The sequence below is a fragment of the Burkholderia territorii genome (assembly GCF_902833055.1).
In the GTDB taxonomy this organism is placed as follows: domain Bacteria; phylum Pseudomonadota; class Gammaproteobacteria; order Burkholderiales; family Burkholderiaceae; genus Burkholderia; species Burkholderia territorii.
The window spans coordinates 160,628-183,636 of the sequence record NZ_CADFEJ010000004.1 but is presented as its reverse complement, the minus strand read 5'-3'; the positions used below and the strand labels follow the sequence as shown (position 1 = coordinate 183,636).

The 23,009-nt window shown below is 62.0% G+C and carries 19 protein-coding genes and 1 tRNA gene; 8 read left to right on the top strand and 12 right to left on the bottom strand.

Annotation, left to right across the window (positions count from 1 at the left end; translation table 11 throughout):
* Positions 1–23: 23 nt before the first annotated feature.
* Positions 24–1,535: a leucyl aminopeptidase gene (locus tag HW466_RS10640; RefSeq protein ID WP_059450979.1), complete on the bottom strand. Its 1,512-nt coding sequence runs from the start codon at positions 1,533–1,535 to the stop codon at positions 24–26.
* Positions 1,536–1,657: 122 nt separating this feature from the next.
* Here HW466_RS10640 and lptF point away from each other — a divergent pair, with 122 nt between their 5' ends.
* From lptF to HW466_RS10625, 3 genes are read left to right on the top strand one after another with little or no spacing between them, the layout of a single operon-like run.
* Entirely contained in the window at positions 1,658–2,749 is a 1,092-nt protein-coding gene (gene lptF, locus HW466_RS10635; RefSeq protein WP_059450978.1) for an LPS export ABC transporter permease LptF, read from the top strand.
* A 3-nt stretch (positions 2,750–2,752) separates the two neighbouring features.
* Positions 2,753–3,901 (top strand): LPS export ABC transporter permease LptG, encoded by a 1,149-nt coding sequence (gene lptG / locus HW466_RS10630; RefSeq protein ID WP_059450977.1) that lies wholly within the window; start codon positions 2,753–2,755, stop codon positions 3,899–3,901.
* A 25-nt stretch (positions 3,902–3,926) separates the two neighbouring features.
* Positions 3,927–4,310 carry a sirohydrochlorin chelatase gene (locus HW466_RS10625; RefSeq protein ID WP_059450976.1) on the top strand — a complete coding sequence of 128 codons (384 nt, stop codon included), beginning with the start codon at positions 3,927–3,929 and terminating at the stop codon, positions 4,308–4,310.
* A 90-nt stretch (positions 4,311–4,400) separates the two neighbouring features.
* Here the strand turns inward: HW466_RS10625 and cobA are convergent, their stop codons facing one another.
* From cobA to HW466_RS10595, 6 genes are all read right to left on the bottom strand, one after another.
* The gene (gene cobA, locus HW466_RS10620) at positions 4,401–5,150 is read right to left on the bottom strand and encodes a uroporphyrinogen-III C-methyltransferase (RefSeq protein WP_059450975.1); all 750 of its coding nucleotides are present in this window, start codon (positions 5,148–5,150) and stop codon (positions 4,401–4,403) included.
* A gap of 75 nt (positions 5,151–5,225) precedes the next feature.
* Positions 5,226–6,542, bottom strand: coding sequence for a sulfate adenylyltransferase subunit 1 (locus HW466_RS10615; protein WP_059450974.1), 1,317 nt, complete (start codon positions 6,540–6,542; stop codon positions 5,226–5,228).
* A 22-nt stretch (positions 6,543–6,564) separates the two neighbouring features.
* On the bottom strand, positions 6,565–7,527 hold the full coding sequence (gene cysD, locus HW466_RS10610; protein WP_151005573.1) for a sulfate adenylyltransferase subunit CysD: 963 nt from the start codon (positions 7,525–7,527) through the stop codon (positions 6,565–6,567).
* Between the two features lie 75 nt (positions 7,528–7,602).
* The gene (locus HW466_RS10605) at positions 7,603–8,346 is read right to left on the bottom strand and encodes a phosphoadenylyl-sulfate reductase (protein ID WP_151005571.1); all 744 of its coding nucleotides are present in this window, start codon (positions 8,344–8,346) and stop codon (positions 7,603–7,605) included.
* Positions 8,343–8,885, bottom strand: coding sequence for a DUF934 domain-containing protein (locus HW466_RS10600; protein ID WP_059508180.1), 543 nt, complete (start codon positions 8,883–8,885; stop codon positions 8,343–8,345). The genes HW466_RS10605 and HW466_RS10600 overlap by 4 nt, the downstream gene beginning before the upstream one ends.
* Positions 8,886–8,910: 25 nt before the next feature.
* Positions 8,911–10,590, bottom strand: a complete 1,680-nt coding sequence (locus HW466_RS10595) for a nitrite/sulfite reductase (protein ID WP_059508179.1) — start codon at positions 10,588–10,590, stop codon at positions 8,911–8,913.
* Positions 10,591–10,806: 216 nt separating this feature from the next.
* Between HW466_RS10595 and HW466_RS10590 the strand changes: the two genes are divergently transcribed.
* The 5 genes from HW466_RS10590 to HW466_RS10570 all read left to right on the top strand — a co-directional run bounded on the left by HW466_RS10590 (position 10,807) and on the right by HW466_RS10570 (position 16,110).
* Entirely contained in the window at positions 10,807–11,748 is a 942-nt protein-coding gene (locus tag HW466_RS10590; protein WP_009689198.1) for a CysB family HTH-type transcriptional regulator, read from the top strand.
* A 64-nt stretch (positions 11,749–11,812) separates the two neighbouring features.
* The gene (locus tag HW466_RS10585) at positions 11,813–12,970 is read left to right on the top strand and encodes an ABC transporter substrate-binding protein (protein WP_174905830.1); all 1,158 of its coding nucleotides are present in this window, start codon (positions 11,813–11,815) and stop codon (positions 12,968–12,970) included.
* A gap of 94 nt (positions 12,971–13,064) precedes the next feature.
* Positions 13,065–13,149 (top strand) — tRNA-Leu (locus HW466_RS10580).
* A gap of 84 nt (positions 13,150–13,233) precedes the next feature.
* Positions 13,234–14,616: a DUF6538 domain-containing protein gene (locus HW466_RS10575; protein ID WP_151003774.1), complete on the top strand. Its 1,383-nt coding sequence runs from the start codon at positions 13,234–13,236 to the stop codon at positions 14,614–14,616.
* 352 nt (positions 14,617–14,968) lie between these two features.
* Positions 14,969–16,110, top strand: a protein-coding gene (locus HW466_RS10570; RefSeq protein ID WP_170296628.1) for an IS3 family transposase whose coding sequence is annotated in 2 segments (ribosomal slippage) — positions 14,969–15,206 and positions 15,206–16,110 — 1,143 coding nt in all. Because the reading frame shifts where the segments join, the coding sequence is not laid out codon by codon here.
* Positions 16,111–16,271: 161 nt separating this feature from the next.
* Here the strand turns inward: HW466_RS10570 and HW466_RS10565 are convergent.
* Genes HW466_RS10565 through HW466_RS10545 form a run of 5 tightly spaced genes read right to left on the bottom strand, consistent with a single transcriptional unit; the run spans position 16,272 to position 22,982 of the window.
* Positions 16,272–16,610, bottom strand: a complete 339-nt coding sequence (locus tag HW466_RS10565) for a hypothetical protein (RefSeq protein WP_151003780.1) — start codon at positions 16,608–16,610, stop codon at positions 16,272–16,274.
* Positions 16,611–16,646: 36 nt separating this feature from the next.
* Positions 16,647–17,879: a glycosyltransferase gene (locus tag HW466_RS10560; RefSeq protein WP_151003782.1), complete on the bottom strand. Its 1,233-nt coding sequence runs from the start codon at positions 17,877–17,879 to the stop codon at positions 16,647–16,649.
* Complete coding sequence (locus HW466_RS10555; RefSeq protein WP_239005969.1) at positions 17,876–19,417, bottom strand: TolC family protein; 1,542 nt, start codon at positions 19,415–19,417, stop codon at positions 17,876–17,878. The genes HW466_RS10560 and HW466_RS10555 overlap by 4 nt, the downstream gene beginning before the upstream one ends.
* Entirely contained in the window at positions 19,407–20,828 is a 1,422-nt protein-coding gene (locus HW466_RS10550; protein WP_174905831.1) for an HlyD family type I secretion periplasmic adaptor subunit, read from the bottom strand. The genes HW466_RS10555 and HW466_RS10550 overlap by 11 nt, the downstream gene beginning before the upstream one ends.
* 3 nt (positions 20,829–20,831) lie before the next feature.
* Positions 20,832–22,982: a type I secretion system permease/ATPase gene (locus HW466_RS10545; RefSeq protein WP_151003784.1), complete on the bottom strand. Its 2,151-nt coding sequence runs from the start codon at positions 22,980–22,982 to the stop codon at positions 20,832–20,834.
* Between the last annotated feature and the right edge of the window lie 27 nt (positions 22,983–23,009).

Here is a 23,009-nt window from a genome sequence, read left to right as displayed (position 1 = left end):
CCGCATCGTCGTGAGACCCGCCATCACTGGCCGGCGCGATCGATCAGGAACTGCGCGAGCAGCGGCACCGGACGGCCGGTCGCGCCCTTCGCCGCGCCGCCCTTCCACGCGGTGCCGGCGATGTCCAGGTGCGCCCACGGATAGCTTTCCGTGAAGCGCGACAGGAAGCACGCCGCCGTCACGGCGCCGGCCGGACGCCCGCCGATGTTCGCGATGTCCGCGAAGTTCGACTTCAGCTGATCCTGGTATTCGTCGTCGAGCGGCATGCGCCACGCCGGATCGTTCGCTTCGCGCGACGCGTCGAGCAGTTCGCCCGCGAGCGCGTCGTCCTTCGAGAACAGCCCGCTGTTGTGCGCGCCGAGCGCGATCACGCAGGCACCCGTCAGCGTCGCCACGTCGATCACCGCGGCCGGCTTGAAGCGTTCGGCATAAGTGAGCGCGTCGCACAGGATCAGGCGGCCTTCGGCGTCGGTGTTGAGCACTTCGATCGTCAACCCCTTCATGCTGGTGACGATATCGCCCGGCTTCGTCGCGTTGCCGCCCGGCATGTTCTCGCAGGTCGGCACGATCGCGACGACGTTGATCTTCAGGCCCATTTCGGCAACCGCACGCATCGTGCCGAGCACCGAGCCCGCGCCGCACATGTCGTACTTCATCTCGTCCATGGCCTCGCCCGGCTTCAGCGAGATGCCGCCCGTGTCGAACGTGATGCCCTTGCCGACCAGCACGACCGGCGCGGCCTTCGCGGCGGCGCCCTGGTAATGCAGCACGATGAATTGCGGCGGCTCGACCGACGCGCGCGCGACCGACAGGAACGAGCCCATCTTGAGCGCCTGGATCTGCTTCAGGCCGAGCACCTCGACCTTCAGACCCCAATCCTTCGCGATCTTCTTCGCGGTGTTGCCGAGATAGGTCGGCGTGCACACGTTGCCCGGCAGGTTGCCGAGGTCGCGCGTGAGGTCCATCCCGTTCGCCAGCGCGACGGCCTGCTTGACCGCCAGCTTGGCCGCCTTTTCATCGGCCGGATCGACGCTGAACACGACACGCTTGAGCGTGTGCGACGCCGGTTCCGGCTTGCTCTTCATCTGCGTGAAACGGTAGGTCTCGTTGCGCAGCGCGAGAATCGCCGCGCGCACGCCCCAGTCCGAGCCGCGCTCGTCGACCGGCAGCTGCGCGAGCGTGAACGTGACCTGGACGACCTTGGTCGCCAGCAGCGCGCGCCAAGCGGCCGTCGCCGCGTCGTTGTAGGCTTTCTGATTGAAAGCATCCTGCTTGCCGAGACCGACGAGCAGCACGCGCGACGCGCCGATGCCCGATACTTCGTGCAGGAACAGCGTCTTGCCGCGCTTGCCGTCCATGTCGCCGGCCTTCACCACGCGCGAGATCAGCCCCTTGGTGGCCGTGTCGATGTCGAGCGCCGCGCCCGAGAGAGTCTGCGCCTCGAAGATGCCGAGCACGATGCAGTCGGACTTCCCGGTCAGGAACCCCTTGGCCTCGCCTTTGCTCCAATCACAGCCTTTTATGCTAAAGTCCATCGCGCTTGTCCTCGGATAAAATCTGGGCTAAGGATGAAAGCCGCAATTATCCGCTATTTTTCCCGTGGCGGCGCGAGCGCTCCACCACGCGTGCGCAGCCTCCCGCCCTCTTCTCATCAAGAATGATCTTCGAACGCTCCCTCCAGCGCGAGCTTGCGTATACGGCTGGCGCCGTGTTCATGGTGCTGCTCACGATCATGCTCACGACGATGATGATCCGCATCGTCGGCTATGCCGCGTCCGGCGAAATCGATCCGCGCGACGTGCTCGTGCTGATCGGCCTGACCGTGATCGGCTATCTCGCCGTGATGCTCGTCGTCACGCTGTTCGTGTCGATCCTGTTCGTGCTGACCCGGTGGTACCGGGACTCCGAAATGGTCGTGTGGCTCGCCTCGGGCGTGAGCCTCACGCGCCTGATCAAGCCGATCGGCGTGTTCGCCACGCCGATCGTCCTGCTGATCGCATTCTTCGCTTTCGTCGGCTGGCCGTGGTCGAACCAGCAGAGCAAGATGATCAAGGCGCGCTTCCAGCAGCGCGACGAGATCTCGCTGCTCGCGCCCGGCCAGTTCCGCGAATCGGCCGCGAACCATCGCGTGTTCTTCATCGAGAAGATGTCGCCGGACCAGAGCAAGGTGCAGAACGTGTTCGTCACGTCCACCGAGAACGGCAAGGTCAACGTCGTGGTGTCGCACACGGGCCACACGGAAACAAAGGACGGCGATCGCTTCGTCGTACTGGAGGACGGCCGCCGCTACGACGGCACGCCCGGCCAGCCGAACTTCAAGATCATGGAGTTCCAGCGCTACGGCGTGAAGATCACGAGCACGCCGGTCACCAACGTGCCGACCACCAACAGCACGCCGACGCCCGACCTGCTGCGCAACCCGACGCGCGACAATCTCGCGGAATTCGCGTGGCGCGCGGGGCTGCCGCTGATCGCGATCAACCTGATGGTGCTCGGCATTCCGCTGTCGTACCAGAATCCGCGCCGCAGCCGCACGATCAACCTCGTGATGGCCGTGCTGATCTACCTCACGTATTCGAACCTGCTGAACGTCGTGCAGGCGCAGATCGAGCAGGGCAAGATGTCGTTCGGCGTCGGCCTCGTCGGCCTGCACCTGATCGTCGCGGCGATCGTCGCGTTCATCTTCTGGTTGCGCGTGCGCAATCGTCCGCTGTTTACACGCGCGCTGTTCGGCCGCTCGGGAGCATGATCGATGCGGCTCTATGAAAAATACTTCGCGCGGCAGATCTACGTCACGTTCGTCTTCATCCTGTTCGCGTTCTCGGGCCTGTTCTTCTTCTTCGACCTGATCAGCGAACTGAATTCGGTCGGGCACGGCAACTACAAGTTCGGCTACGCGGTGCTGCGCGTCGCGCTGCAGACGCCGTCGCGCTTCTACGAGATCATCCCGGTCGCGGCGCTGATCAGCGCGATCTACGTGTTCGCGCAGATGGCCGCGAACTCGGAATTCACGATCTTCCGCGTGTCGGGCCTCGCGACCAACCAGGCGCTGCGCTCGCTGCTGAAGATCGGCGTGCCGCTCGTGATCGTCACCTACCTGATCGGCGAATTCGTCGGCCCGTACGCCGATCAGCTGTCCGAACGCGTGCGGCTGCAGGCGCTCGGCGCGTCGGTGTCGTCGAACTTCCAGTCCGGCGTGTGGGTGAAGGACACGCTCGCGGCCCGCGAGAACGGCGAGCAGGTCACGCGCTTCGTCAACGTCGGCAGCCTGTCGCCCGATTCGACGATCAGCAACGTGCGCATCTACGAATTCGACTCGAAATTCCAGTTGCAGAACGTGCGGATCGCGCAAACGGGCCGCTACGAGCCGCCCGGCCACTGGCTGCTCAAGGGCGTGACGGAAACCGAACTGACGCCGATCAAGCCGGTCAGCGGCGAACCGGCCGACGCGCTGAACCCGGTGTACCGGTCGCAGCAGGTGACGCTGCCCGAATACCGGCTGCGCTCGGACCTGACGCCGCAGATCCTGTCAGTGCTGCTCGTGTCGCCGGAACGGATGTCGATCATCAACCTGTTCCGCTACATCCAGCACTTGCGCGAAAACCAGCAGGACACGCAGCGCTACGACATCGCACTGTGGCGCAAGCTGCTCTACCCGTTCGCGGTGTTCGTGATGCTCGTGCTGTCGCTGCCGTTCGCGTACCTGCATACGCGTGCCGGCGTGGTCGGCGTGAAGGTGTTCGGCGGCATCATGCTCGGCATGAGCTTCCAGCTGCTCAACACGCTGTTCTCGCACATCGGCACGCTGAACACGTGGCCCGCGCCGCTGACCGCTGCGACGCCGGGCCTCATCTATCTCGCGCTCGGCCTGTTCGCGCTCAAGTGGGTCGACCGGCACTGAGCGCCGTCAAGACGGAGGCTTCGACATGAGTTCGCACGGCATCGTCCTGTTCGGCCACGGCGCACGCGATCCGCGCTGGGCCGAGCCGTTCGAGCGGCTCGCCGCGCGGCTGCGCGGGGCCGGCTCCGCTGCCCCGCACGTGTCGCTCGCGTTTCTCGAACTGATGACGCCGTCGCTCGATACGGCCGTTGCCGCGCAGGTCGCGGCCGGCTGCACGCGCATCACCGTGGTGCCCGTGTTCTTCGGTCAGGGCGGGCATGTGCGCCGCGACCTGCCGCAGCTCGTCGACGCGTGCCGCGCCGCGCATCCGGGCATCGAAATCCGTTGCGCGACGGCCGTCGGGGAAGACGACGGCGTGCTCGATGCGATCGCGCGCTACTGCATCGACCAGATCGGCCGCGACGCGTAAGCGAATCGCCGGCTGAAGCGGCGAGCCCAAACAAAAAAGCGCTGGCTTCCGAAGCCAGCGCTTTTTTCGTCTGCGAACCGCGCGATCGACTCAAGCGGCGTCCTGCAACGCATCGCCCTCTTTCACGTGCCGCACGCGTTCGGCGAATGCGTCGCCGATCATCAGCAGGCTCGGCTCCGCCGGGTCGAGCCACGCCTGCGCGTCGCCCGCCGCCATCTGCGCGAGCGTGAGCGTCAGCGTGCGTTCGCGCGCGGTGCTGCACGCTTCGACGATCGCGACGGGCGTCGCCGGCGCGCGGCCCGCGTCGATCAGTTCGCGGGCGATGCCCGGCGCGCTGTCGCGACCCATGTAGTACACGATCGAATCGGCGCGCGCGGCCTCGCGAATCTCGTCGCTGCCCGGCGCGCGGCTGTGCGTCGCGAACGCGACGCTGCGCGACACGCCGCGCAACGTCAGCGAGCGCTTCAGCGTCGCCGCGCCGGCGAGCGCCGCGGTGATGCCCGGCACCACTTCGTATTCGATGCCGGCCGCCTCGAGCGCGCGCATTTCCTCTTCGGCGCGACCGAACAGCATCGGATCGCCGCCCTTCAGGCGCACCACGCACGCGTGCTCGCGCGCCGCATCGACGATCTGCTTGTTGATGAAGTGCTGCGCGGTCGAACGCTGCCCGCAGCGCTTGCCGACCGCGATCTTCCGCGCGTTCGGTGCGTAGTCGAGCATCGCCGGCTCGACGAGCGCGTCGTGCAGCACGACGTCGGCTTGCTCGAGCAGCCGCGCGCCACGCACCGTGATGAGGTCCGCGGCACCCGGCCCCGCTCCGATCAGATACACCTTGCCCATGTTTGTCGCTTCACTTGTCCTGCTCGTGGACGGCGACCGGCGCGCGCCGCCCGCATGGGCGGCGCCGAACGCCGGTTACGCCGAGAACGCCCGGATCATGCCGGCGGCGACCGTGTGATGCGTCGCCTCGTCGATCAGCACGAATGCGCCCGTGCCCGGGTGCGCGTCGTACGTATCGCACACGATCGGCTTCTGCAGCGTCAGCGCCACGCGGCCGATGTCGTTCATCTTCAGTTCCTGACGGTCGGTCGCGTGCGACAGCGTATGCACGTCGAGCACTTCCTTGACCGCGCCGATCTTCGCGAACACCGTGCTCGTGGTCTGCTTCAGCAGGTACTTGCGCTGCGGCGACAGCGGCGTCTCGTCGAACCAGCACAGGTCCGCCTCGAGCTTCTTCGCGGGCGCGACCGTCTCGGCGGTCGTGACGAACATGTCGCCGCGCGACACGTCGACGTCCTCTTCGAGACGGATCGTCACCGTCTGGCCCGCGAACGCATGCGCGACCGACGCGGTGCCGCCGGGCACCGGCGCGATGATCTCGGCGACCGTCGCGGTGCGGTTCGACGGCAGCACGACGATTTCGTCGCCGACCTTCACTTCGCCCGATTCGATGCGGCCCATGTAGCCGCGGAAATCGTCGGCCGAACTGCCGTCCTGGCGTGCGACCCACTGGACCGGGAAACGCAGCGCGTCATGCGCCTGCGTCTCGACCGGCAGCGATTCGAGCACGTCGAGCAGCGGCTCGCCCGCGTACCACGGCATGCGCTCGCTCGCGCCGACGATGTTGTCGCCCTTCAGCGCCGACACCGGCACGAACCGCACGTCCTTCAGGCCGAGCTGCTTCGCGAGCGCGACATATGCGTCGCGAATCTCGTTGAAGCGCGCTTCGCTGTAGTCGACGAGGTCCATCTTGTTGATCGCGACGATCACGTGCTGCAACGCGAGCAGCTTCACGATCGCGCTGTGGCGCTTCGTTTGCGGCAGCAGTTGCGCGACGCCGTTCTCGACCGTCACGCGCGTCGCATCGACCAGGATGATCGCCGCGTGCGCGGTCGATGCGCCCGTCACCATGTTGCGCGTGTACTGCTCGTGGCCCGGCGTATCGGCGATGATGAACTTGCGCTTCGCGGTCGCGAAGTAGCGGTACGCGACGTCGATCGTGATGCCCTGCTCGCGCTCGGCTTCGAGACCGTCCGTCAGCAGCGCGAGGTCGATCTCGTCGCCGACCGTGCGCTTGTTCTTCGCGCGCGACAGCGCGGACAGCTGGTCGGACAGCACGGCCTTGCTGTCGTACAGCAGGCGGCCGATCAGCGTGCTCTTGCCGTCGTCGACGCTGCCCGCGGTGATGAAGCGCAACACGCCGAGGTCTTCGGTGTTCTCGATGATGCTCATGATGTGAATGTCCTCGTGTGCTTCAGAAATAACCTTGCTTCTTGCGCTGTTCCATCGCGGCTTCGGATGCCTGGTCGTCCATCCGGGTCGCGCCGCGTTCGGTGATCTCGGTCACCGCCGTCTCGGCGATGATCTTCTCGACGTCGTCCGCGTCGCTCTCGACCGGGCACGTGCAGCTGATGTCGCCGACCGTGCGGAAGCGCACCTGCGCGAGCTCGCTCGTCTCGCCGTCACGCATCGGCGTGAGCGGCGTGACCGGCACGAGCAGACCGTTGCGGCGCACGATCTCGCGCTGGTGCGCGTAGTAGATCGACGGCAGTTCGAGGTTCTCGCGCGCGATGTACTGCCACACGTCGAGCTCGGTCCAGTTCGAGATCGGAAACACGCGCAGGTGCTCGCCGTTGTGCAGGCGTGCGTTGTACAGGCTCCACAGTTCCGGGCGCTGCGCCTTCGGGTCCCACTGGCCGAATTCGTCGCGGAACGAGAAGATCCGCTCCTTCGCGCGCGCCTTCTCTTCGTCGCGGCGCGCGCCGCCGATCAGCGCCGTGTAGCCGTGCTGCTCGATCGTCTCGAGCAGCGTGACGGCCTGCGCGGCGTTGCGCGAATCGGTTTCGCGGCGCAGCACGACCGTGCCGCGCTTGATCGAATCCTCGACGTGGCCGACCACCAGCTCGGCGCCGAGCTCCTGCGCGCGGCGATCGCGGAAGTCGATCACTTCCTCGTAGTTGTGGCCCGTGTCGATGTGCACGAGCGGGAACGGCAGCGTCGTCCTGCGGTTCGCGCCGAGGCCGAACGCCTTCAGCGCGAGGTGCAGCACGACGACCGAGTCCTTGCCGCCCGAGAACAACAGCGCCGGCTTGCTGCATTCGGCAACGAGTTCGCGCAGGATGTGGATCGACTCGGCTTCGAGCCAGTCGAGGTGGCCCATGCGGCTGTCGGCACCGGTGGGCGGGGCAAAGGCGGATTGCTCGAGCGTCGTGCTCATGATTTCAGTCCTTCTCTTCTGGGTTCGTGCCGCCCGCTCGCGCGGGCGACGCAATATTCGGTTTCTTGTCGGCTTTCAGTGCGCGGCGCCGGCTTCGGCATTCGCGGGAATCGGCGTGATCGTGATGTGCAGCCCGCATTCCTTCGTGTCGCGCGATTCCCACCACCAGCGGCCCGCGCGGCTGTCCTCGCCGGGACGGATCGCGCGCGTGCACGGCTCGCAGCCGATGCTCGGGTAGCCGCGCGCATGCAGCGGGTTGACCGGCACGTCGAACGCCTTCAGGTACGCCCACACGTCGGCTTCCGTCCAGTCGGCGAGCGGGTTGTATTTCGCGATTCCGCGCGCTTCGTCCCGCTCTTCCTCGTGCAGCTCCGCTCGCGTGACCGACTGCTCGCGGCGCTGGCCCGTGACCCATGCGCCGACGTCGGCCAGCGCGCGGTTCAGCGGCTCGACCTTGCGGATATGGCAGCACGACTTGCGCAGCTCGACGCTTTCGTAGAACGCGTTCAGGCCGTGCTCGGCGACGTACTGGTCGATCGCGTCCTGGCGCGGATGAAACTGCTCGATCTCGTAGCCGTAGCGCTCGCGCACGCGGTCGATCATGCCCAGCGTTTCCGCGTGCAGGCGGCCGGTGTTCAGCGAGAAGATGCCGATCGACACGCCCTTCGCGAGGATCGCGTGCGTGAGCAGCATGTCTTCCGCGGCAAGGCTGCTCGCCAACTTCACCTTCTCGTGGCGTGCGCCGATCTGCGCGAGCAGCGCGTCGAGGCGCTCGACCTTCGCGGCGAGTTCGGGCGTGAGTGCGGTCGCGGTGCTCATGCGCTCACCTTCGCGTCGGCGGCGGCGTCGCGGCGGCGGAACAGCGGTGCCGGCTCGTCGAACGCGCCCTGGTAACGCTGCGTGAATTCGCCGAACGCATTCAGCGCGTCGCGGATGTCCTTGTCGGCACGCACCGCGAACGCGTCGAAGCCGCAACGCGACATGTACAGCAGCTGGTCGCGCAGCACGTCGCCGATCGCGCGCAGCTCGCCCGTCCAGCCGTGACGCTCGCGCAGCAGGCGTGCGATGCTGTAGCCGCGGCCGTCCGCGAAGCGCGGGAAATCGACGGCGATCAGCGAGATCGCACCGAAGTCGGCCACGAGATCGGCCGGCTCGCTGTCCGGCGCGAGCCACACGCCGAGTTCGTCCTTCGTCTTCGCGGCGACGAGCGCCGCGCGCTCGGCCTGCCACAGCGCGAACGGCACCAGCACCTTGCCGGCCGGCAACGCGTCGACCGCGGGCAGCGCACCGTCTTCCGACGCGCGCACAACCTGCCATGCATCGTCGATCACTGCGCGGTTCTTGATAATCGAAGCCATCTGCAAATTCCTTCTACCCGGTTGGTTACGCGTTCACTGCCTGGCGCGCCGCATACACGCGCTCCTTGAACGGCGCGATGCCGATGCGGTCGTACGTGTCGATGAAGCGCTCGCCGTCGATGCGCGACTCGACGAACGTGTCGATCAGCTTCGCGATCACGTCCGGCACTTCCTCCGCGGAGAACGACGGCCCGATCACGCGGCCGAGGCGCGCGCCGTTGCGGCCCGTGCCCTGCTCGCCGCCGAGCGACACCTGGTACCACTCGGCGCCGTCCTTGTCGACGCCGAGGATGCCGATGTTGCCGACGTGATGGTGGCCGCACGAGTTCATGCAACCGGAAATGTTCAGCGACAGGTCGCCCAGGTCGTACACGTAGTCGAGATCGTCGAAACGCTGCTGGATCGCCAGCGCGATCGGGATCGACTTCGCGTTCGCGAGCGAGCAGAAGTCGCCGCCCGGGCACGCGATGATGTCGGTCAGCAGGCCGATGTTCGGCGTCGCGAAACCGGCCGCCTTCGCCTTTTCCCACAACGCGAACAGGTCGCGCTTCTTCACGTTCGCGAGAATCAGGTTCTGCTCGTGCGACACGCGCAGTTCGCCGAACGAGTATGCGTCGGCCCAGTCGGCTACGAGGTCCATCTGCGCATCGGTCGCGTCGCCCGGGGCCACGCGGTGATCCTTCAGCGACAGCGTGACGGCGGCATAACCCGGCACCTTGTGCGGCGCGACGTTGCGCTCGACCCAGCGCGCGAACGCCTTGTTCTCGAGCAGGTGCTGTTCGAACGACGCGTCGGTGTCGGCGAGCTTCTCGTAGACGGGCGGCTTGAAGAACTGCGACACGCGGTCGACTTCCGCCTGCGTGAGCGTCGACGGGCCGTCCTTCAGGTGCTGCCACTCTTCCTCGACCTGCTGCGCGAACTTCGCGGGCGACAGCGCCTTCACGAGGATCTTGATACGCGCCTTGTACAGGTTGTCGCGGCGGCCGTAGCGGTTATATACGCGCAGCACGGCTTCGCAGTAGGTCAGCAGGTGCTGCCACGGCAGGTCTTCCTTGATCACCGCGCCGACGATCGGCGTGCGGCCGAGGCCGCCCCCCGCGAGGATGCTGGCCACCACTTCGCCCTGCGCGTTCTTCTTGAGGTACACGCCGAGGTCGTGGATCTGCACGGCCGCGCGATCGTGCTTCGAGCCGGACACCGCGATCTTGAACTTGCGCGGCAGCCATGCGAATTCGGGATGGAACGTCGACCACTGGCGCAGGATTTCCGACCACGGACGCGGATCGATCTCCTCGTCCTGCGCGACGCCGGCGAACTGGTCGGCCGTGATGTTGCGAATGCAGTTGCCCGACGTCTGGATCGCGTGCATCTGCACCGACGCGAGCTTCGCGAGGATCTCGGGCGTTTCTTCGAGCTGGACCCAGTTGAACTGGATGTTCGAGCGCGTGGAGAAATGGCCGTAGCCGCGGTCGTGTTCGCGCGCGATGCGCGCCAGCATGCGCAGTTGGTCGCTGCGCAGGTTGCCGTACGGAATCGCGATGCGGTGCATGTACGCGTGGCGCTGCATGTACAGGCCGTTCTGCAGGCGCAGCGGACGGAACTCGTCCTCGCTCAACTCACCCGACAGGCGGCGGCGCACCTGATCGCGGTACTGCGCGACTCGCTCGTCGACGATCGTCTGGTCGTACTGGTCGTACTGATACATTCGGGGACCCCAGGGTTTTCGTGATGACCGCGCGACGTCCTAGCCACGTCGCGCCCGGATCTCCATTCCGCCGCCATCGCAGGCCTTCCGCTGCCCGGCTGGATTGCTAATGACGAAAACAGATATCCATATTTGAAAAACTCCGGTGAATCGTAATAAACTCGCCTTATATTTCAAACGACTAAAAAATTCTGTTGATATGCGGAAGGGTTATAAATGAACCTGCACCAATTTCGCTTCGTGCGCGAGGCCGTCCGGCAGAATTTCAACCTCACCGAGGCCGCCAAGGCGCTCTACACGTCGCAACCGGGGGTGTCGAAGGCGATCATCGAGCTGGAGGACGAACTGGGCGTGGAGATCTTCACGCGGCACGGCAAGCGCGTGCGCTCGCTCACCGAGCCGGGCCGGATCATCCTCGCGTCGGTCGAGCGGATCCTGCAGGAAGTCGAAAGCCTTAAAAGGGTCGGAAAAGATTATGCGGCACAGGATCAGGGCAACCTGACGATCGCCGCCACCCACACGCAGGCCCGCTACTCGCTGCCGGCCGCGATCGCCGAGTTCAAGAAGCGCTTCCCGAAGGTGCACCTGTCGATCCTGCAGGGCAGCCCGACGCAGGTCGCCGAAATGGTGATCCACGACCAGGCCGATCTTGCGATCGCGACCGAGGCAATCGCCGACTACAAGGAACTCGTGTCGTTGCCCTGCTTCCAGTGGCATCACGCGGCGGTCGTGCCCGCCGACCACCCGCTGCTCGAGCGCAAGCCGGTCACGCTGGACGATCTCGCGCAATATCCGCTGATCACGTACGACGACGCGTTCGCCGGCCGCAAGAAGATCAACCACGCATTCGCGCTGCGCGGGCTGTCGCCGGACATCGTGCTCGAGGCGATCGACGCCGACGTGATCAAGACCTACGTCGAACTCGGCCTCGGCGTCGGCATCATGGCCGACATCGCATTCAACCCGGAGCGCGACCGCAACCTGCGGCTGATTCCGGTCGGCCATCTGTTCGGCAGCAACGTGACGCGCGTCGCGCTCAAGCAGGGCGCCTACCTGCGCAGCTATGTGTATACGCTCGTCGAGCTGCTGTCGCCGACGCTGAACCGCAAGCTGATCGAACAGGCGCTCAAGGGCGAATCCGAATCGTACGAGCTTTGAAGGACAGGTATAAACACAGGGGCGCAAATCGCGCCCCTTTTTATTGCCCGACGGAGATCTCCGCATGACGCTTCCCGCCATGTTGCGCCGCGCCGCAGGCGCCGCTCTCGTGCTCGCCTGCGCGGCCGCGCATGCCGACCTGAAGGTCGGCGTCGACCTGTCGTCGACCGGCCCGGCCGCCGCGATCGGCATCACCAGCAAGAACGCGATCCTGATGTGGCCGAAGACCATCGCCGGGCAGCCGCTGCAGGTGACGGTGCTCGACGACGCGTCCGACCCGGGCGCCGCCGTGCGCAACATCCGCAAGCTGGTCGACGAGGATCACGTCGACGTCGTGGTCGGGCCGAACATCACGCCGGCCGCGCTCGCGGCGCTCGATGCGGTAGCGGCCGCCCAGACGCCGATGATCACGCTGGTCGGCTCCGGCGCGATCGTCGAGCCGCAGGAAGGCGCGCGGACCTGGGCATTCAAGATGGCACAGAGCGACAGCGCGATGGCCGATGTGATGACGCGCTACATGGCCAACCACGGCGTGAAGACGGTCGGCTTCATCGGCTTCGCGGACAGCTACGGCGACAGCTGGCTGAACGAGTTCACCCGCTTCGCGGAAGTCCGCAAGATCCGCGTGATCGCGACGGAGCGCTTCAACCGCACCGACGCGAGCGTCACCGGCCAGTCGCTGAAGCTGATCGCGGCAAAGCCGGACGCGATCCTGATCGCGGGCTCGGGCACACCGGCCGTGCTGCCGCAGCGCACGCTGATCGAGCGCGGCTACAAGGGCGCGATCTACCAGACGCACGGGATCGCGACGCCTGAATTCATCAAGCTCGGCGGCAAGGACGTCGACGGGACGCTGTTCCCGACGCAGCCGGTCGTCGTCGCACGCACGCTGCCCGCCGACCATCCGGCGCGCAAGGCCGCGCTTGCGTTCGTGGATGCATACGAGGCGAAATACGGCGCCGGCACCGTCACGCAGTTCGCGGGCGATGCGGCGGGCGTGTTCCCGCGCCTCGCCGACGCGGTCGGCCGCGCGCTCAAGGCGGCGCAGCCCGGTACGCCGGCCTTCCGCGCGGCGCTGCGGCGCGAGCTCGAACGCGCGCACGAGCTCGTCGTGCCGAACGGCGTCGTCAACACCAGCGACAAGGATCACGTCGGGCTCGATCAACGCGCGAGCGTGATGGGAATCGTGAAACACGGCCAGTTCGTCTACCTGAGTCAGTAACGCACGGACGGCGCCGGACAGCTTGCCCGGCGCCCCGTTTTCCGCCATAATTCGCGTTTCGCCGCGCACAATCGCATGCGCGGCCAGGATCAAAGCCCAGGTGGTGAAATTGGTAGACGCAGGGGACTCAAAATCCCCCGCCGCAAGGCGTGCCGGTTCGATTCCGGCCCTGGGCACCATCAAATTCCTTCAGAGCCTTATCCAGTAAGGCCCTCCAGTAATTCCCGGCGTGTTTCTGTGGTAACTTCTGTGGTTACCATTCTATGAAGCTACGCCTAGGCGCGCTCACCTTCACCTTGAAGAACAGCTATCTGCGCGGGGACATCTACTATTTCCAGCGCCCTATCCCCCGCGACCTCCACCACCACTACGGTAAGAAAACCGTAAAGATAAACCTCAAGACCTCTGACGTTGGCCAAGCGGCGCACATGATTGACGCCCTCAACAAGCGGTATGAGGAAGAGTGGCGGATGCTGCGGGCTGATCCGGAATCGTCCCTGAAAGCCACCAGGAAGCACGCTGAGGCGTTCCTAGCTTCCTGGGGCATCGTTCCCAGCGCAGAGCGCGACGAGACCACGGAAATGGCCGTGCAGTTATTCCACGACCACCTTGAGAAGAAGCGCACCGCCCATGCTGACGGTGATGAACAGGTGTACCGCGAAGCAAGCGGAGCGGAATACCTCACGGCAGTGGAGGCAACGGCTGCGCAGATGGTGGCCGGGACCTTAGAGGATTCGCTCAGCGATGCCCTGGAGCTGTATATCAGCCACCACAAGAAGCGTGACGATGAGAAGTTCACGGGTTTCTCGCGGGCGGCATTCAAGACCTTGACCGATGTTGTTGGCGATAAACCGTTTGCCAAGGCCACGCGGGAAGACGCCCGCAAGTACGTTGACAGCCAACTCGCCACCGGCCTGAAGACCGGGACAGTGCGCCGCCGCATCAGCACTATCAGCGCGGTCTTTGCCTCCTACATCAGGGAAAAAGAACTGATGCGGACGAACCCGTTCGAGTCCCTTCAGATTGCCGGTGAGGGCAAGGACACGAAGGGGAGAATCCCCTTCACCCCCGGCGAGCTCGCCGCTGTACAAACGAAGTGCGTGGAAATGGACGATGACATCCGCTGGTTGGTGGCTCTGCCGTCAGACACAGGCGCGCGCATCGCGGAGGTCACTGGGCTCACGCTGGATGAGATTGTGCTGGATGGTCCGGTGCCGCATATCGTCATCAAGGACCAGCCCTGGAGAACCGTAAAGGGTGGCGCTGGTGGTCCGAGTGAGCGGGAGGTCCCCCTCCTTGGCCATTCGCTCTGGGCGGCTCAGCGGGTGAAGGCATCAGCAAAGCCTGGGCAGAAGTTCGCCTTTCCGCGTTACACGTCAGACGCCAAAGGCTGCAACGCTGACAGCGCATCGGCCACCGTTGCGGGCTGGCTACGGGCAAACAAATGGGAGCACACGGCACATGAGTTCCGGCATACGATGGCTGACCGTCTACGTGATGTTGGCTGCCCTACGGAGGTTCGCCACTCGATTGGCGGGTGGGCGACCAAGGGCGAAGCTGCGGGGTACGGCAAGGGGTATAGCCTCCCCATCAAGCGCGAGTGGTTAGGTAAGGCGCTGCATCAGACGGCAGCCGATAGCCGGTAACAACAAGACTTACGGGGTGAGCAATGTCATACAACGGTAAGAAGCTGCACAAGTACATGTCTGCCGCGCAGGCAGAATTTGAGGTGCGGGGAAGCTACATCTACAAGTATATGAGCGCGTCTCAGCCCGTGTACGAAATTCGAGGTGACTACATTCACAAGTACATGTCTGCCTCGCAGCCGGTGTACGAAATTCGAGGAGGCCGCTACGTGCATGAGTACATGCGAGCGACGCAGCCTGTATATGAACTGAGGTGACGCCCTCAAGCGGCTTCCTAGTTGCGTCAGTCTGGACCGGCCAGCCTTTCGTAGACATCTTCGAGCCATAATTTATGGCAACCGAGGAGGTCAGGATGAGCGGCAAGCGGTACACGGATGAGTTCAAGATCGAGGCAGTCAAACAGGTAACCGAACGGGGTCATTCGGTGGCGGATGTGGCGCAGCGGCTGGGCATCACGACCCACAGCCTTTACGCCTGGAAACTGAAGTTCGGCAGGCCCGACGTCGTGCGGCAAGCGAAGCTGGATCAGAGCGCCGAGGTTCGGCGACTGAAGGCCGAGCTCAAACGCGTGACCGAGGAGCGCGACATTCTAAAAAAAGCCGCCGCGTACTTTGCAAAGGGATAGCGGCAAGGTACGCGTTCATGCGAGCCCATCTCGGCGAGTTCCGCCTGTACTCGATGTGCCGGGTCCTTGGCGTGCATCGTAGCGGCTATTACGTCGGGCAGCGGCAGACAGTCGGGGCCCGCAAGCGTGAGGATGAGCGATTGCTCGGTCTGATCAAGCATGCGTGGCTGACCAGCGGCGGCGTCTATGGCTACCGCAAGGTCACGATGGATTTGCGTGAATCGGGCGAAACGTGCAGCCGTCACCGCGTCCATCGCCTCATGAGAGGCGAAGGTCTGCGGGCAGAAGTGGGCTATGGCAGCAAGCCCCGCTATCGGGGTGGTCCGGTCGGCGTAATCGCCAACGTGTTGAACCGTGAGTTCGCGCCAACCGCACCGAACCGGGTCTGGGTAACGGACATCACGTACATCCGGACCTACGAGGGCTGGCTGTATCTGGCGGCTGTTATGGATCTGTACTCGCGCCAGATCGTCGGTTGGGCTACGCGCTCGACGATGACCAGCGATCTGGTTTTACAGGCGCTGTTGGCTGCGGTTTGGAAACGCAAACCGGGACCCGGTGTCATGGTGCATTCCGACCAGGGCAGTCAATTCAAGAGCGATGACTGGCAGTCATTCCTGAAGGCACACCATATGGTGCCAAGCATGAGTCGGCGCGGTAATTGCCACGACAATGCCGTGGCCGAGAGCTTCTTCAGCGCCCTAAAAAAGGAGCGAATCAAGCGGCGCATCTATCCGAGTCGGGCGGCGGCGACCTCGGACCTGTTCGATTACATCGAAATGTTTTATAACCCGATTCGTCGGCATGGTTCCGCCGGCGATCTTTCACCGATTGAGTTCGAGCGGCGCTACGCGTTAAACGGCTCGTGAGTGTCTATGAAACTCTGGCCGGTCCATTTCTCGTTGCAGCCATACATTAGCAAATATTCACGGCGGTGCCAGTTCCGCGTCCCGCCAATGACTAAGACTCGACCTATCAAGTCGGCGCTGACACAAAGGATCTAGACCTCACGCCCCTCCACTCTCTAAAATTAAATCGCTCCAATATGCCCGCCACCGAACGGATACGGCAGCAAAAATAGTGCTCCAATTCCATATTCATAAAACAACCATGTTAGCGTTGCCACAATTACCCCAACAACGACCGTAGCAGAAATGGTCGAAGTCCGCGCAGCTCCCCAGCACACTTTCAATAAAATAAACGCAGCCACAACACCACTGATCAACCTAACCCCAATCGGCAACGATGGGCCAGAATTACTCGACACGACCAAAATGGCATAAAGACCTAAAAATAAGATCCATTTTTCATTCCTAGAAAAATAGGCCTTAGCAATTTTGCTTATTTTTTCATCTTCAATCCGCCTCATCGCGCGCCTCCGATTTATAATTCAATCCACAATTGTTTACCAGCCCTCCGTCAACAAACGAACGATCCCCGGCAAACATTGATCTCGCAAACTGAATCTCTCTCGGACTGTTTCGATCCCTGTCTTGCGCATCTCCGCCCGGGCAACGTTTTCGGTGCATCCACGCACCACCGCGTCGACAATTGCGTCGGTAGAAAAAAAGTCGACAAGAAGACCATTTCGCCCATCTTCGATCACCTCCTCAACCGGAGCGGTAGCTGAACCGATCACCAAAGCCCCTGTCGCCATTGCTTCCAGCATCGACCACGAAAGCACGAATGGATACGTCAAGTACACATGGGCGGTCGACAACCTCAAAACGCGCAAGTAATCGAGATACGAAAGACGGCCAAGAAAGTGTATGCGTGAAGGATCCAATCGCGACCCAACTTCCGCGAGATACCGAGCGCGATAGGAACCACTGCTTGTCGGGCGTCCGTACGAAACATCATCACCTCCGACAATGACCACGTGTGCGTCGGGTAGGCGACGTTGGATCTCCGGCAGCGCCCGCATAAATCTGTGGAATCCACGGTACGGCTCTAGATTTCGGGCGACGTAGGTAATGATTTGTTGCCCGAACGACAAGGTAAGAGATCGACTGGGCAAATGCATTCGCACTGATGGATCCGGCCTGACGATCTCAAGGTCGATGCCGTCGTGGCAAACCGAAATCTTTTCTCGAATTGACGCCGGGTAACGTGAACGCTGCCACTCGGTCGGACTGATACCTGCGTGGGCGTCTACAAGACTCGCAAGCTGAGTCATATTTTCCGAGCGGAGTCTCAAGCCTTCTGGCTCGACATCGGGGAACTCCGGATCGAAACCGAAATCCTGTCCCTCTCGATTGAAGTAGAACTCACAATATTGAACGACCCGCGCATCTGGAAACACGTCTCGAACATGGAGCATCTCGCCCCATCCAGGATGACCGTACACCAGATCTGGTCGAAAACCAGCGCGTTCCAAGCCTTTCAAGCATTTCGCGACTTCACGCCCACGTCTCAACGCGTTGTCGATCGACCATAGATCGCGAGACACTCGATCGCGGGGCGTGGGAGTAAAGTCATACCCAACAAAGCGAACACCAGGGATCGGTTGTTTCAGGTTGGCGCGAAGTCGGGTGTGATCTGCAATTGCAATAACATTGAAATTGGGATCGCGTCCGAAATGAAACAGCAAATATCGGAACTGTGCAGGGATATTCTGGTGGATGAAAACGATGTTCATGGCCGCCCCTCCTCGTCGCCACCAGACATCCCGTTTGTTTCGAAGATAGCATCCCGAGAGTCCAATCTTCCCATTCTTGCAGCGAGCTGAAGCCGCGCTGCTCGCCAATCGGTCAGCGCCTGCACACGCTGCTTGCGCGCATCCGCGAGTGCCGACTGTGCATTGAGCAATTCAACGATGCTTCCGACCCCGACCCGGTATCGCTTGAGCGCCGCATCGAACGATCGCTGCGCGACATCCAGGATAGACACCGTATTGCCTACATTTCGACCATTCGCTATCAAGGTCTGATAGGTCGTCCAGACGTCTAAACCGACTTTCTGTACAGCCTCGTCAAGTGCGTACTGTTGAGCTTCCGCCTGTGCTTTTGCAGCGCTGACCTGGTAACTCCGGCCAAATCCTTCAAACAACGGAATCTGTACCTGAATGCCGAAATACCAGTCATGTCCGGTCGCCGGAAACTGCGGCTCACCTAGTCCCAGACTAACAGGCTGATTGTTTCTGCTGTACTTCGCCACGAAGTTGAGATTCGGCAACCCCTGCGAACGGACCTGCTTCACCTTCTCCAGCGCTGCATCTCGTTGCGCACGTGCAGCCCTAACACTGGGGTGCTGACGCTCTACATCGTCTATCAGCGCCGCGACAGACTCGTTAAATTCAGTATCCGGCTGCATACCGTCCTCGACATCGGGAAGAATGAGTTGCTGATCAGGCCGAATGCCCATGTCAGTCGCAAGAGTTCCAAGCGCAACGGCCAAGTCACTCTCAGCCTTAACGCGGTTGAAGGTCGCTTGGGCGTAAGAGGTCTGCGCTTGGAGCTGATCGGAGATTGCCGCGATCCCACGATTCACTCGTGTTTGCGCAACATCAAACGAATCTCGCGCTGCACGCTCGCTCTCGACTGCCGTGTCCTTCTTGCCGACAGCTGCTTGTGCGGCATAGTAATCAGTTGCTGTTTTTTCAAAGACCGCCTCCAGCTGGCTGTCCTGATTCGCACGCGCAGCGGTGAGCAGGGCACGCGCACTAGCCAGTGCTGCTCGACGACCGCCAAAGTCATACAACACCCAGTTGAGAGAGACAGACTCGGCACCGACCGTCGAACGGTAAGCCGAGCTGAGCGCAGGGTGTCCGGTAATGTCGGTGACGGAATTGTCCTTGATGCGTTGCCAATTCGCAGTCACGCTCGGAAGATACGCCGCTTTCGCTGCACCGACATTCGCAGCCTCGACCTTCACGTTTGCCCACGCTTCGCGCGTCTTCGGGTTGTTGCACAGCGCTCGATCGATTGCTTCGTCCAGATGCAGCCGACTCGATGCGGACAAGTCGGATGTACCGAACCGACACGGCACTCCACGCGCTGCCGTCAAGGATGACGTGGCGGATGTTTCAGAGACATCTGCTTGTGTTCGAAATATATCGAACGCAAAGGCAACGTTCGAAAAAATACCGAACATCGCAACGACGAGCGCATAACCGGCTCGGAAACCGCGTCCATACATCCCCCGTTGAATCGCCTGCATCGCAGCCTTATCGTTCATGCAGGCTCTCCGATGCTGTCCGGATCAGAGGATCGAGAAAATACCCCGCGACACTGCGGCGCCCTGTCTTTACCTCGGCGGTCACTTCCATGCCAGGGGTAAGATCAATCCACTTGTTTTCGATTCTCATTCTGCTGTGTTCGAGTTTGACACGAGCCATGAATGTCAGTCCGCGCTTACGATCCTGAACGGCGTCATTGGATACGGACTCAATGGTCCCTTTCACGTATCCGTAGCGCGTATAGGGAAACGCCTCAACTTTGACAGTGACGTCCTGGCCAGCATCGACGAAGCCAACATCCTTGTTCTCAACGTAGGCTTCGACCTCCACCGCATCGTCGGGGACGATCTCCATGACCGCTTGAGCCGCCGTCACAACGCCACCCAGCGTATGCGCGCTCAGTTGTTGGACCGTACCAGCGACCGGCGCGGTCAACGTCAGCAGCTTCTGCCGCGTCACGGCCTTGGTCTCTTCATCGCTGCTCTGCGCGAATTGCTGGTTGGCCTTGTCGAGTGCATCTAGTTGCTCCCGCTTGAACTGCGCGGTGATCTGCCCAACCATTGCACGTTGCTCAGCTATTGCTGCCGCGATCTCGCGTGCATGGCTTTGCTGAGCAGCAAGATCATGCTCCTGTTCAATCGCCGTCTGTTCTTTGCGCAAATAGTCGTACTGCGCGACATAGCGATCGCCTGCGAGCGAGCGGTATGCATTAGCCTCATCACGCGCCAACGGCGCAGTTGCTCGAAGCTTGTCGATTTCCCTCCGGGTCGTAGCCAATTCGGCCACGCGCTTAAGCTGTTCGGCTTCCGCGCCTTCCAGTTTGTTGCGATACTCAAGATAGATTCCGTCCGCGAAGCGCTGTGCCTGTTGCTGCTGGTCCAACGGAACATCCGGCACAGCGTACAACACGGGTGATCGCCCCGACGTCAGAGCCCCCAAAAGGGCTTGTGCGCGCGCCCGCGAGAGCGCCGCATCAACCCTGCTCGAGCGAGCCTTGTCTGCATCTGCCGCAGCTTGAGTAGCATCGAGCACAATAAGAGGTTGCCCAGCGTTGACCCGCTCGCCATCGTTGACAAATATTCTTCTCACTACACCTGTTACCGCTGGCTGGATGATCTTCACGCGCTCACCGGGTATCAACTTTCCCTTCGCACTGACGACGATATCGAGTCGACCGAAAATCGCAATAAGTAATGCAAGGAGCGCGAGCACCATGATGATGCGCAAGGTCCAGCGTGGCGCAGGGTGACACGGCGTTTCGATCAACTCGAGGCTGGCCGGCAAAAACGCGAGCTCTTGCTTGCTGCGATGCTCACCGTCCATTTGAGCTCGCACGGCCCATGCAGCACCGAATACGGACCGATAGCGCCGCAGCAGATCGCCGAGTGCCTGAATTTTCATTGTGATCATCGCTCAACCGTTCTGCAGTGCAACGAGGTGGGCGTAGTAGCCACCGTTGGCAAGCAGTTGATCGTGACTACCTCGTTCGACAACCTGCCCTTTATCCATGGCGATGATCTGGTCAGCGTGTCTGACGGCAGTCAGTCTGTGTGCAATGATTACAACGGTTCGCCCGTCACACATGGCTCGCATATTTCTCTGAATGATTCGCTCCGTCTCGAAGTCCAATGCGCTCGTTGCTTCATCGAAAATCAGAATTCGTGGATTCGTGATCAACGCTCGTGCAATCGCAATGCGCTGACGTTGCCCACCGGACAACGTCGAACCGTGTTCTCCGACAACCGTGTCGTAACCCTCTGGAAACTCGCTGATGAACTCATGCGCGCCTGCAAGTTTTGCTGCATGCACAATTCGTTCGAGCGGCGCGCCAGGATCAGTCACTGCGATGTTGTCCCGAATCGACCGGTTGAATAGCAGATTTTCCTGAAGAACGACACCGATCTGACGCCTCAGCCATGCAGGATCGGCAAGCGCAAGATCGACTCCATCAATACGGACGCGCCCTTGCTCTGGTATGTACAGCCTCTGAAGGAGCTTCGTTAAGGTGCTTTTCCCCGACCCCGATCGACCGACGATCCCAATAACCGTACCCGCAGCGATCGAGAGATCGACTCCGCTCAGAACCAAAGGACCATCGGCGCGATACCGAAACCGGACACTCTCGAAACTGACATCGCCCTTGATAGGGGGCAACGCCTGCTTCTGTTGCTGCGCTTCTCCTCGTGTGTTCAGAATGTCGCCGAGACGTTGCATCGAAATGCCGATTTGCTGAAAATCCTGCCAGAGCTGAGCCAGACGCAACACCGGCCCGGCGACTCGTTGCGACATCATGTTGAATGCGACAAGTTCGCCGACCGTAAGTCGGCCGTCGATAACAAGTCTCGCACCGACGAACAGCGTTGCTACTGACACGAACTTGCCGATCGCCTGAATCAGTTGCTGGCCAATGTTTCCAAGTTGACCGACACCGAAACTTGCGTTGACGTACCCCGCCAACTGATTGTCCCAGTGTCTTGTGAATTGCGGCTCGACCGCCATTGCCTTGACGGTCTGCACTCCCGATACAGCCTCCACGAGAAATGCCTGATTGTCTGCGCCGCGCGCAAATTTGTAGTTGAGTCGCTCACGGAGTGCCGGGTTGACCAGAAACGACACGGCTGCGTACAGCGGTAAGGAGAGCGCTACGATAAGCGTAAGGCGCACACTGTAGATGCACATTACGCCAAGGAAGATCACCGAGAACACAAAGTCTATTGCGGCAGTCAACGCTTGACCGGTCAAGAAATTGCGAATGTTCTCCAGTTCGCGCACGCGAGCTACCGTATCGCCGACCCGCCTCGCTTCGAAGTATGCAAGTGGAAGCGTCATCAAGTGCCTGAAAAGCTTCGCCCCTAGCTCCACGTCGATACGATTGGTCGTGTGGGAGAACACGTAGTTTCGCAATCCTGATAGCAATACCTCGAACACCGAACTCACAAGAAGTGCAACGCAAACGACGTTCAAAGTGCTGTAAGCGCGGTTGACGAGAACTTTGTCCATCACAACCTGGAACATCAACGGCGAGACTAAGCCGAAGAGCTGCAAGATTACAGAAACAAGCAGGACCTCCGCGAGCAAGCGACGATATTTCACAATCGCTGGCACAAACCACGAGAAGTCGAATCGCGAAAGCTCCCCAGCAAGTGACGCTCTCGACGCAAACAACAGCAAACAGCCACCGCTGCGCTGCATAACGTCGGAAGGTGTACAGATGGTCGGGGTAGCGGCGCCGCACTCCAATATCATTGCCCGACTTGCATCACAACCGGCCAGCACACAGTGCTGGCCGGATTGATCGAGAAGAAGTGCAGGAAGTGGCGTTTTGGCAAGTCTCTGTGCGGAAGCGTGTACCTTGCGCACTTTAAGTCCGAGCGTTCGTGCCAACAGGATCAACTCGTTCTCACCGAGTCTCCCTGACGGCAACCCAGCGGTATGTCGTAACTGACTGGCATCAGCAGCAACACCATGCATACGGGCAATTAGGACGAGCGCCGCAAGCCCAGGATCGGCGGTGAACTCATCAGATGGTGCAGTCACTTCTTGGTCACCCGTAGTAAATCTCATGCGCGCAACATCAGGCAGACCAGCATC

Coding starts and splice junctions, on each gene's coding strand:
- HW466_RS10640 (WP_059450979.1), bottom strand. CDS start 1,535: ATGGACTTTAGCATAAAAGGCTGTGATTGGAGCAAAGGCGAGGCCAAG.
- lptF (WP_059450978.1), top strand. CDS start 1,658: ATGATCTTCGAACGCTCCCTCCAGCGCGAGCTTGCGTATACGGCTGGC.
- lptG (WP_059450977.1), top strand. CDS start 2,753: ATGCGGCTCTATGAAAAATACTTCGCGCGGCAGATCTACGTCACGTTC.
- HW466_RS10625 (WP_059450976.1), top strand. CDS start 3,927: ATGAGTTCGCACGGCATCGTCCTGTTCGGCCACGGCGCACGCGATCCG.
- cobA (WP_059450975.1), bottom strand. CDS start 5,150: ATGGGCAAGGTGTATCTGATCGGAGCGGGGCCGGGTGCCGCGGACCTC.
- HW466_RS10615 (WP_059450974.1), bottom strand. CDS start 6,542: ATGAGCATCATCGAGAACACCGAAGACCTCGGCGTGTTGCGCTTCATC.
- cysD (WP_151005573.1), bottom strand. CDS start 7,527: ATGAGCACGACGCTCGAGCAATCCGCCTTTGCCCCGCCCACCGGTGCC.
- HW466_RS10605 (WP_151005571.1), bottom strand. CDS start 8,346: ATGAGCACCGCGACCGCACTCACGCCCGAACTCGCCGCGAAGGTCGAG.
- HW466_RS10600 (WP_059508180.1), bottom strand. CDS start 8,885: ATGGCTTCGATTATCAAGAACCGCGCAGTGATCGACGATGCATGGCAG.
- HW466_RS10595 (WP_059508179.1), bottom strand. CDS start 10,590: ATGTATCAGTACGACCAGTACGACCAGACGATCGTCGACGAGCGAGTC.
- HW466_RS10590 (WP_009689198.1), top strand. CDS start 10,807: ATGAACCTGCACCAATTTCGCTTCGTGCGCGAGGCCGTCCGGCAGAAT.
- HW466_RS10585 (WP_174905830.1), top strand. CDS start 11,813: ATGACGCTTCCCGCCATGTTGCGCCGCGCCGCAGGCGCCGCTCTCGTG.
- HW466_RS10575 (WP_151003774.1), top strand. CDS start 13,234: ATGAAGCTACGCCTAGGCGCGCTCACCTTCACCTTGAAGAACAGCTAT.
- HW466_RS10565 (WP_151003780.1), bottom strand. CDS start 16,610: ATGAGGCGGATTGAAGATGAAAAAATAAGCAAAATTGCTAAGGCCTAT.
- HW466_RS10560 (WP_151003782.1), bottom strand. CDS start 17,879: ATGAACATCGTTTTCATCCACCAGAATATCCCTGCACAGTTCCGATAT.
- HW466_RS10555 (WP_239005969.1), bottom strand. CDS start 19,417: ATGAACGATAAGGCTGCGATGCAGGCGATTCAACGGGGGATGTATGGA.
- HW466_RS10550 (WP_174905831.1), bottom strand. CDS start 20,828: ATGATCACAATGAAAATTCAGGCACTCGGCGATCTGCTGCGGCGCTAT.
- HW466_RS10545 (WP_151003784.1), bottom strand. CDS start 22,982: ATGAGATTTACTACGGGTGACCAAGAAGTGACTGCACCATCTGATGAG.